Here is a 9,608-nt window from a genome sequence, read left to right on the forward strand (position 1 = left end):
AGCAAGGGCCGCGCTGGGCCCATGCCTGGTGATTGGTGATTGGTGATTGGTGATTAGCGTGTGACCTTGGCCTGCAGCAGGTCTGCCATGCCGATGCGCTTGGCAAACTCGATCCGCACGCGCTCCGAGACTTCCAGCACCTCGCGCGCGCCGTCACCCACAAAATCGATCACCGAACGCATCGGGCGGGTGCCGGCGGCCAGGCCCACGATCCGCACGATCTCATCGGCCACGGCCCTCGGGTCGGCGTGGTCCGGTGTCAGCGCGCTCAGGCGTTCGCCGATCTGGTCCATCACCCCGTCATAGCGGCGATAGGCGGCGGCCGTTGCCGAATCGGCCGGCTTGCCGGCGCTCGGGAAGTGCGCGGTGCCGCGGGTGAACGCGCCCGGCACCACGATCGAGGTCTCGATGCCAAAGCGTGCGATCTCGTAGGCCAGCGTGACCGCCAGCGAATCCATGGCCGCCTTGGCCGCGCCGTACGGCCCCATGAACGGGGGGAAGCCGCCCTTGGTGGTAGTGCTGCTGACCCACAGCATCAGCCCGGCTTCCTGCTTGCGCAGATAGGGCAGGGCAGCGCGGTTCACGCGCTGGGCGCCGAACAGGTTGGTGTCGAACACGCGCATCATCTCCTCGGGCGTGAAGGCCTCGGCGGGTCCGACCACCAGGTGCCCCGCGTTCTGCATCACTACGTCGATGCGGCCTTGTTCGCGGACGATGGCAGCCGCGGCGGCGTCGGCCGATTCCTGCGACAGCACATCGAGCTCGAGCGGATGCAACTGGATGTGCCTGGACTTGGCAAGCGCGCGGAGTTCGTCCGCGCGGTCGCGATTGCGGCCTTGCACATCGCGCATCGTGGCGTAGACGATGTGGCCTGCTTCAGCCAGCGCCTGCGCGCTCAGTTTGCCGATGCCCGTGCCGGCGCCGGTGACGACAATGACTTGTTGATTGGCGTTCTGCATGATGGTCCCCTTGCGTCGTGTTGGATGGCACTCCGTGGTGAATCGGGATCAGGCCACGCCGCCGTTGGCGCGCAGGATCTGGCCGTTGACCCAGCCGGCGTCGGGGCCGGCGAGGAAGGCCACGACGGAGGCGATGTCTTCCGGCTGGCCCAGGCGTTGCAGCGGGGGCATCTTGGCGAAGGCCTGGATCTGTTCTTCGGTCTTGCCGTCGAGGAACAGCGAGGTAGCAATCGGGCCGGGGGCCACCGCATTGACCGTGATGTTGCGGCCGCGCAGTTCCTTGGCGAACACGTGCGTGAAGGCTTCCACCGCTGCCTTGGTGGCGTTGTAGACGGCGTAGCCGGGCATGTTCAGCGCCAGCGTGGTGCTGGAGAAGTTGACGATGCGCCCGCCGTCGGCAAGCCGCGCGGCGGCTTCGCGCAGGGTGTTGAAGGTGCCGCGCACATTGATGTCGAAGGTCTGGTCGTAGAGCGCGTCGCTGGTGTCGGCCAGCGGCACCGTCTTGAGCGCGCCGGCGTTGTTGACCAGCACGTCGACCTTGCCCAGTTGCTGCTCGGTGGTCTCGAACAGGCGGCGCACGTCGTCGGCCTTGGACACATCGGCCTGCACCGCGATGGCCGATGCGCCGGCCGCCTTCAGTTCGGCCACGAGGGCCTCGGCCTGGGCCGCGCCGGCCGCATAGTTGATGGCGACGGCGAAACCGTCCTGTGCCAGGCGCCTGGCGACAGCGGCGCCGATGCCGCGGGATGCGCCGGTGACGATGGCGACCTGGGTGTGGAGGGCGTTGCTCATGATCCGTTTCCTTTCAGGTGGTGGGTTGGTGAAACGGATAATGGACCATTCCTAAGCAAAGATAATTGGTGGCATTTTGATATCATTGCTCCGTTTACTTTAACAATAGGGCGCCCCTGCGTCTTTCATTGCCCACTCCCACCCCGTTCAGCTACGCATGGACCGTTTCCAGGAAATGCAGGCTTTCGTGCGCATCGCCGAGCGCCAGAGCTTTACCCAGGCCTCCGAGGATCTCCAGATCCCGCGCGCCACCATCACCAACCTGATCAAGCGCATGGAACAGCGCCTCGGCGCCCGGCTGCTGGAGCGCACCACCCGTACGGTGCGGCTGACGCACGACGGCGAGGCGCACTATCGGCGCTGCGTGCGCCTGATAGCCGACCTGGAAGAAGCTGAGGGATCATTCAGGGATACCGCGCCCAAGGGCCTGCTGCGCGTGAACCTGCAGGGGACGCTGGCCCGGCATTTCGTGGTGCCGGTGCTGCCGGATTTCCTGGCGCTCTATCCCGAGCTGGAAATCCATATCGGCGAGGACGACCGGCTGGTCGACCTGGTGCGGGAGGGGGTGGATTGCGTGCTGCGCGCGGGCAACCTGCAGGATTCGTCGATGGTCGGGCGCCGGGTTGCGCTGCTGGAGCAGGTGACCGTGGCCAGCCCGGCCTACCTGGCCCGATATGGCGAGCCGGCGGACCTTGAGGCGTTGTCGGCGCATCGCGCGGTCAACTACATCTCGAGCGGCACCGGCAAGGCGGTGCCGCTGGAATTTACGGTAGCCGGCCGCGTGACGACCGTGCAGCTGGCGGCGGCGATTTCGGTCACCGGCGCCGATCTCTACACCGGCGCCTCGGTGGCCGGGCTGGGACTGGTCCAGGTGCCGCGCTATCGTGTGGCGGGGGAGCTGCGGGAGGGCCGCTTGCAGGTCGTGCTGGCGGACCTGCCGCCGCCGCCGATGCCGGTGTCCGTGCTGTATTCGCAGAACCGCCAGCTATCGTCGCGGGTGCGGGTGTTCGCGCAGTGGCTGCGCGAAGTGTTCGAGGCCGGCGCCGACGGGAACCAGGGCTTGATTCCCCTCGGCGCCTGAAGCGCGCCGGCTGGTTACTTCCGCACGTTGGACGGCAGCACCGAGTTCCGGCTGGACTGCTTGGCGGATTGGCCCGATTGCGCCGACTGTCCCTTGCCGCTACCCGACGTCTTCTGCGACGCGGCGCCGGCTGCCCCGACGCTGGCGCAAAGCAGGATGGCGAGTAGTGCCGCCGGTGCATTCTTTCGCATGCTCATGGTTGACTCCCGTTGCGTGGCTGGTCCGCCTCCGGGCGGACCAGCCACTGGTTGGTTCAGGTTCAAATACCTTCGGCCGGCGTCAGCGAGGCCGCGTCCGGGCCGCCCTTGCGCCCGCGATTGCGGTTGACCCAGGCGAACACCACCGGCAGCACCAGCAGCGTCAGCAGCGTGGTGGTCACCATGCCGCCCACGATCACCAGCGCCAGCGGCCGTTGTGCTTCCGAGCCGATGCCGTGCGACAGCGCCGCGGGCAACAGCCCCAGGCCCGCCAGCATGGCCGTCATCACCACCGGGCGCAGGCGCAGCGCCGCGCCCTCGACCACGGCTTCATGCAGATCCTCGGATTGTGCGAGCCGGTTGACGTAGGAGATCAGGATCACCCCGTCCTGGATCGCGATGCCGAACAGCGACAAGAAGCCGATGCCCGCCGAGATCGATAAGGTCTCTCCCGCGATATGCAGCGCCAGCAAGCCACCGATGGCGGCGAACGGCACGTTGAGCACCACCATCAGCGCATCCTTGAAGTTGCCGAAGGTGCTGTACAGCAGCAGGAAGATCACCAGGATGGTCAGCGGCACGATCACCGCCAGCTTCTTCTGCGCGATCTTCATCTGGTTGAACTGGCCATCCCAGAAGATGCTGTAGCCCGCCGGTAGCGTCACCGCCCCGTTGACCTTGTCCTGCGCCTCGGCCACCGCGCTGCCCAGGTCGCGCCCGCGCACGCCGAACTTGATGGCGATATAGCGCTTGCCCGTCTCGCGGTAGACGAAGAACGGCCCGTCTGTCGCCTCCACCTTGGCCACCATCGACAGCGGGATGCGCTGGCCGTCGGGCGTATCCACCAGCAGGCGGCCGATCACGTCCGGGTTGTTGCGTGCCTGGTCATGCAGCCGCACCGACAGCCCGAAGGTCTTCTCGCCTTCCAGTATGTTGGTCACATCGTCGCCGCCGATGGCGAACTGCACGGCGGACTGGATGTCGCTCACGTTCATGCCGAAGCGCGCGCTCTTCTCGCGATCCACCGTGATGTTCAGCGTGGGCTGGCCGAGCTCCTTGAAGATCCCGACGTCGGCCAGGCCCGGTACCTTCTTCAGGATCGATTCGACCTCCTTGGCCTTGTCCTGCAGCGTCACCAGGTCGGAGCCGTAGATCTTCACGGAGTTCTCGCCCTTGACCCCGGACAGCGCCTCGTTGACGTTGTCCTGGATGTACTGCGAGAAGTTGTACTCGATGCCCGGGATGCGGTTCAGGTGCTTGGACAAACGCTCCACCACCTGCTGCTTGGTGGCGCCCTTGGGCCAGTCGGCCGGGGGCTTGAAGTACAGCGCGTATTCCTGGTTGAACACGCCGGTGGAGTCGGTGCCGTCATCCGGGCGCCCGATCTGTACCGACACGGTCTTGACCTCGGGCTGCTCGCGGAAGAAGCCGCGCAGGTCGCGTGCGACGGAGGCCGAGTAGTCGAGATCGACGGTGTTGGGCAGCGTGATGCGCAGCCACAGGTTGTTTTCCTCCAGCGTGGGCAGGAACTCGGTGCCCAGGTAGCGCGAGCTGTACAGCGTGCCGGCCAGGCCGATGAAGGCGGCCAGGAACACCAGGCCGGGCTTCTTCAGCAGCTTGCGCAGCAGCGGCTTGTAGCCGCGCAGGATCACCGCGATGAATTTCGGCGAGTGCGGCCGCAGCGAGCCGCGGAACACAAAGGAGGTCACCGCCGGCACGAAGGTCAGCGCCAGCACGATCGAGGCCAGCAGCGCGAAGCCCATGGTGAAGGCCATCGGCTTGAAGATGATGCCTTCCACCCCGCCCATGAAGAACAGCGGCGAGTAGGCCACGATGATGATGCCGGTGGAGAAGATCATGGCGCGCTGGACCTCGCTGGTGGCCTTGACGATGCCATCCTCGACGTTGGTCTCGCCCTCCTCCAGGTGGCGCATGATGTTTTCCATCACGATCACCGCCGCATCCACGATCAGCCCGAAGTCGATTGCCCCGAGCGAGATCAGGTTGGCCGGCACCTTGAAGTGGGCCATGTTGATGAACGACACGCACAAGGCCAGCGGGATCACCGCCGCCACCACCGCCGCGGCGCGGAAGCTGCCGAGGAAGATGAACAGCACGATCAGCACCAGCGAGATGCCGACGAACAGCGCGTGCTCGACGGTCCCCATGGTGATGTCGAGCAGGTTCTGCCGGTCGTAGAAGGTCTTGACCTCGATACCCTTCGGCAGCACGTTCTGGTTGATGTCGGCGATCTTGTCGCGCACCCGCGCCAGGACCTCGGTGGCATTCTCGTCGCGCTTCATCAGCACGATGCCTTCGACGATGTCGTCGTGCTGGTCGAACTGCACCATGCCCAGGCGCGGCGTGTTGCCCACCCGCACCTCGGCAATATCGCGCACCCGCACCGGCACGCCACTGGACACCGACACGGTGACGTTGCGGATGTCGTCGAGCGTTTGCAACAGGCCCACGCCGCGCACCACGAACTGCTGCTCGCCGGCCTTCATCAGGCCGCCGCCGGCGTTGGCATTGGCGTTCGATACCGCATCCACCACCTGCTTGAGCGAGAGCCCATAGGCCTGCAGCTTCTCCGGCGTCGGCACGATCTGGTATTGCTTGACCTTGCCGCCGAAGGCAGTGATATCGGCCACGCCCGGGACGTGCTTGATCTCCTTGTAGACGTTGTAGTCCTGGTAGGTCTTCAGCGTGGTCACGTCGATGCCGTCGGCCTCGATCCGGTAGCGCAGGATTTCGCCGGTGGCGTCGCCGTCCGGCGACAGGTTGGGCTGCACGCCCGGCGGCAGGCTGGCTTGCGACAGGTAAGTGACGAAGTTCTGGCGGGCCTTGAAGTTATCCACGCCCTCCTTGAACTTGACGGTCACAACAGACAGCCCGAACAGCGACACCGAGCGGAAGGACTGCACGTCCGGCACGCTGGCCAGTGCGTTCTCCACCGGAATCGTGATCTGTTGCTCGACCTCCACCGTGCTGCGGCCCGGCCACTGCGTAATGGCCTGCACCGTGACCGGCGCCACGCCGGGATACGCCTGCAGCGGCAACTGCAGGAAGCTCAGCACGCCGGCCGCCAGCAGGCCAATGGCCAGGAAGACGATGACCAGGCGCCGCTTGAGGATGCTTCTGATTGGCGAGAAGACCATCTCAGGCCTCCTGCTTGAGCAGCATTTCGTTGAGCAGCATGCCGCCCTGCGTCACAACCCGCACCGACGCGCCGGCCGGCACGCCTTCGGTGACCTGGAAGGTGCCGTCGCTGCGCGGCGTGCCCTGCACCGCCACGCGCTCGATGTGCTTGTCGTCGGGCTGCGTCATCAGGTAGAGCTTGCCCTGGTCCTTGACGACGGCCGATTGCGGCACCACCAGCGCCTGCGTGCTGCCGGTGACGATGCGCGCCGTGGCGTACATCTCCGGCTTGAGCGTGCCGTCGGGGTTGGGCACATCGCAGCGCACCTGCAGCGTGTGCGTATCGGCGTCGACATTGGGCGCGATGAAGCTGACGCGCCCGCGGTAGTGGCGGCCCGGGTAGGCCGGGGTTTCGATCTCGATGACCTGGCCCAGGCGCACGTTCTTGATGTCGTTCTCGTAGAGGTTGCCGGTGAACCAGATCGAGCGGGTGTCGATGATGCTCATCAGCGAGTCGCCGACATTGAGGTAGGAGCCGGGATCCATGTCGCGCTTGACGATGGTGCCGCCGATCGGCGCGCGGATGGTCAGCGTGTCGGAGGCCACGCCGCGCTCGCGGATGCGGGCGATGTCCTCCGTGGTCGCGCCCAGCACGCGCAGCTTGTTCTCGGACGACTGCATGGTCAGGCGGGCATCGTCCACCAGTTCCTTCAGGTCGCTGTTGTTGAGCGTCTTGAAGGCGTTATGCGAGAGCAGGAACTCGTTTTGCGCGGAGATGTACTCGGGCGAGTACAGCTCGGCCAGCGGCTGGCCGGCGCGCACCACGGCCCCCTCGAATACCAGGATGCGCTCGACGCGGCCAGCCACGCGGGCCGAGGCCAGCTTGGCCTGCTGCACGTTGTAGGCCAGCTTGCCGGGCGTGGGCGTGTCGACTGTCACGGCTTGCGTGCTGAACACCGCGGACTTGACCGCGTTCGGGTCGAAGCCGCCTTCGGGCAGGGTCAGCAGCGATGGCACGCGGCGCGGTTTCGCCGCTTCGGGCTTGGCGTAGGGCGCGGCCATGCCAGCCTTGCCGGCTTGCTCCCCCTGTTGCGCCTGCTGTGGCTGTTGTAGCTGTTGTGCCTGGGCCCAGTATTTCCCGCCCCAGATACCGCCGGCGAGGACGACCACAAAACCGGCACCGATCATCAGATTCTTGTTCATAGGTTCAAGGCCTCGCGACCGTCAGAATTTCTCATGTCCCACCGCGGCGGCGAGGGTGTAATACGCCTGGCGCGCATCGGATTCGGCCTGGGTCACGGCCAGCTCGGCATTCTTGAGCGCGGAGCTGGCGGTCAGCAGGTCGGTGAAATCGGCGTTGTTGTTGGCGTAGTTGGTGAAGGCCATCTTGTAGGCCGTCATCGCCTCCGGCAGTTGCCGCTGGCGCAGGAACTCGGCCTGGTTCACCGACTGGCGCAGGTTGTTGTGCGCGGTATCCACCGCCAGCAGCGTCTGCTGGCGCACTGACTGGTCATTGGCGTCGGAGGCCACCTTGTTGGCCACGGCCTCGTCCACGCCGTACTTCTCCTTGGTGAAGAAGAACAGCGGGATGATCACGTCGAACTCGATGCCGTAGCTGGCCGGCTTGAAGCCCAGCGGCGGGTTGCTGCCGTTGAAGGTGCCGATGATCTGGAAGTCCGGCAGGTAGGCCTTGCGGGCCAGGCGCACGCCCTTCTCGGCCGCCTCCACCAGGAAGCGCGATGCCCGCACATTGGGATGCTCGCGCAGCGCCATGTCTTCCAGCTCGGGCAGCGGCGTGGGCGGCAGGCGCACCGCGCTGGCGTCCGGGCGCAGCTCCAGCGGGAACTCGGGGTTCTTGCCGATCAGCGTGTTGATGGTCTTGAGCGCGTTGTCATGCTGGCGCTCCAGGCTGAACATATCGTTCTGCGCGCTGCTCTGCGCAACCTGGGCGTTGAGGTAGTCCACATAGCCCGCCGCGTTGTTGGCGTAGCGGATGCGCGCGACCTGCTTGACCTGCTCCAGCCGCTTGAGGTTCAGGCGCAGCACATCGAGCTGCGCCTTCTGCGCCAGCGCCTGGAAGTAGGTCGTGCTCAGTTGCGCGTAGAGCTGCAGGTACAGCGCGTCGCGCTGCGCGTCGATCGATTCGGCTTGCGTGTTGGCTATGTCGGCGGCCAGCGCCTTCTTGCCCGGGAACGGGATCGACTGCGTGAGCGTGTAGCTGAAACTCTCGGCGCGCGCCAGCGCCAGCGGGCTGTTCTTGGGCAGGTTGCCCCAGATAAAGCCCACCTGCGGGTTGTTGGGCGCGGCGATCTGCGGCACGGTGGCCTTGGCCGCCATATAGAGCGAGCGGGCCTGGATCAGTTGCGGGTTGTTGGCGCGCAGTTCCTCCGACAGCTCCCACAAGGAGAACCCCGGGCCAACGAGGCCCTTGGTCTTTTCTTCGGCACTGAGCGTGGCCGCTGGCGTGGCGCTTGCGCCAGCGCCGCGCGGTGCTGCCTGATCCCACCCGCTGGCTGGCGCTTTGCCGGCAGCAGGCGCCTTTTGTACAGGCGGAACAAGCGGGACCGGATCGGTATCTCCGCTCAGTTGAACACCCCATGCGACCCGAGCCGAAAAGACCAGGATGACGGCTGCTCCAACTTTTCTATTAGTTGGTTTTTTAATCATGAACACTCCCATCGCTACTTGCAACCGTTATGACAGGGTAAGCTTTCAATTTCCCTTCCGGAGCATTGCAAATAGCTTTCGGAAAATTAGGTGGTTACCCGCATGGAGTAATGAAACCGAAATGGCGCATTGATAGCTCCGCAGCGAGATAGCAGGATCGCATCGAAATGCACTCGTAGTGCCATGCCTTGTCGCTGGCCGGCCGGCGCGTGCGAGCGGTTTTTGGCGAGCGCTTTCCCATCAAATGGGGGTAAATGGAGGAAATGGCCGGGGCTATCTATTTCGCGACACGCTTATAACCGGCGTGCGAGATATATAGGTACCTGTATCTCAAGGAAATAGGAAATTCACATCGGAATCAATACAGATTGACCGATGCCATTGAGAATTAAATCAAGTCGAGGACCGTGTAAGAAATAATCCTAGCTTTCCTTGATCTCGTTTATTTCATCAGTTCGCGCGGGAAACATCGGCCTTCAGGCCGGTGAGGGATAGCGCGCGACGCGAAGCGTCGCCCCTGTGCCCGCTCTCCTTCGTGGATTGCGCTACGAGTGAATAACCATATCCATCGCCGCGCTGAATGATCTTGCAGTAGCGGTGAGAAACGCCTTGGACGACCCCATCGACGGTCTGAATGTTGAAGGATCCGGTGGCGCGAATCGCCAGCCGCCCAATATGCCTACCGACCTTCTTTCCTGACGGGACATCGGCCCGCACCATATCACCGGTCTGGAAGCCGAATGCCCGCTTGCTGCGCATCAAATAGCCGCGCGG

General features: G+C 64.9%; 7 protein-coding genes and 1 pseudogene. 1 reads left to right on the forward strand and 7 read right to left on the reverse strand.

Going from position 1 to position 9,608, the window contains the following annotated elements:
- Positions 1-53: 53 nt before the first annotated feature.
- A complete protein-coding gene (locus tag ACGLHR_RS11150; protein WP_400093813.1) occupies positions 54-959 on the reverse strand; it encodes an SDR family oxidoreductase in 906 nt (301 codons plus the stop codon).
- Positions 960-1,007: 48 nt separating this feature from the next.
- On the reverse strand, positions 1,008-1,751 hold the full coding sequence (locus tag ACGLHR_RS11155) for an SDR family oxidoreductase (RefSeq protein WP_400093814.1): 744 nt from the start codon (positions 1,749-1,751) through the stop codon (positions 1,008-1,010).
- Between the two features lie 157 nt (positions 1,752-1,908).
- On the opposite strand from ACGLHR_RS11155, the gene ACGLHR_RS11160 reads away from it, so the two are divergent.
- The gene (locus tag ACGLHR_RS11160) at positions 1,909-2,832 is read left to right on the forward strand and encodes a LysR family transcriptional regulator (RefSeq protein ID WP_400093816.1); all 924 of its coding nucleotides are present in this window, start codon (positions 1,909-1,911) and stop codon (positions 2,830-2,832) included.
- A 14-nt stretch (positions 2,833-2,846) separates the two neighbouring features.
- Here the strand turns inward: ACGLHR_RS11160 and ACGLHR_RS11165 are convergent, their stop codons facing one another.
- The 5 genes and pseudogenes from ACGLHR_RS11165 to ACGLHR_RS11185 form a co-directional block, all read right to left on the reverse strand.
- Positions 2,847-3,029, reverse strand: a complete 183-nt coding sequence (locus ACGLHR_RS11165; protein ID WP_400093817.1) for a hypothetical protein — start codon at positions 3,027-3,029, stop codon at positions 2,847-2,849.
- 62 nt (positions 3,030-3,091) lie between these two features.
- Positions 3,092-6,187: an efflux RND transporter permease subunit gene (locus ACGLHR_RS11170; RefSeq protein WP_400093819.1), complete on the reverse strand. Its 3,096-nt coding sequence runs from the start codon at positions 6,185-6,187 to the stop codon at positions 3,092-3,094.
- A gap of 1 nt (position 6,188) precedes the next feature.
- Positions 6,189-7,370, reverse strand: a complete 1,182-nt coding sequence (locus ACGLHR_RS11175) for an efflux RND transporter periplasmic adaptor subunit (protein WP_400093821.1) — start codon at positions 7,368-7,370, stop codon at positions 6,189-6,191.
- Between the two features lie 21 nt (positions 7,371-7,391).
- On the reverse strand, positions 7,392-8,570 hold the full coding sequence (locus ACGLHR_RS11180) for a TolC family protein (protein WP_400093822.1): 1,179 nt from the start codon (positions 8,568-8,570) through the stop codon (positions 7,392-7,394).
- A 714-nt stretch (positions 8,571-9,284) separates the two neighbouring features.
- Positions 9,285-9,608: pseudogene (locus ACGLHR_RS11185) on the reverse strand (HNH endonuclease); the annotation flags it as partial.

Origin of the sequence: Cupriavidus sp. CuC1 (genome assembly GCF_044627735.1) — a bacterium.
Taxonomy (GTDB): Bacteria; Pseudomonadota; Gammaproteobacteria; order Burkholderiales; family Burkholderiaceae; genus Cupriavidus; species Cupriavidus ulmosensis.

Coding starts and splice junctions, on each gene's coding strand:
- ACGLHR_RS11150 (WP_400093813.1), bottom strand. CDS start 959: ATGCAGAACGCCAATCAACAAGTCATTGTCGTCACCGGCGCCGGCACG.
- ACGLHR_RS11175 (WP_400093821.1), bottom strand. CDS start 7,370: ATGAACAAGAATCTGATGATCGGTGCCGGTTTTGTGGTCGTCCTCGCC.
- ACGLHR_RS11170 (WP_400093819.1), bottom strand. CDS start 6,187: ATGGTCTTCTCGCCAATCAGAAGCATCCTCAAGCGGCGCCTGGTCATC.
- ACGLHR_RS11165 (WP_400093817.1), bottom strand. CDS start 3,029: ATGAGCATGCGAAAGAATGCACCGGCGGCACTACTCGCCATCCTGCTT.
- ACGLHR_RS11155 (WP_400093814.1), bottom strand. CDS start 1,751: ATGAGCAACGCCCTCCACACCCAGGTCGCCATCGTCACCGGCGCATCC.
- ACGLHR_RS11160 (WP_400093816.1), top strand. CDS start 1,909: ATGGACCGTTTCCAGGAAATGCAGGCTTTCGTGCGCATCGCCGAGCGC.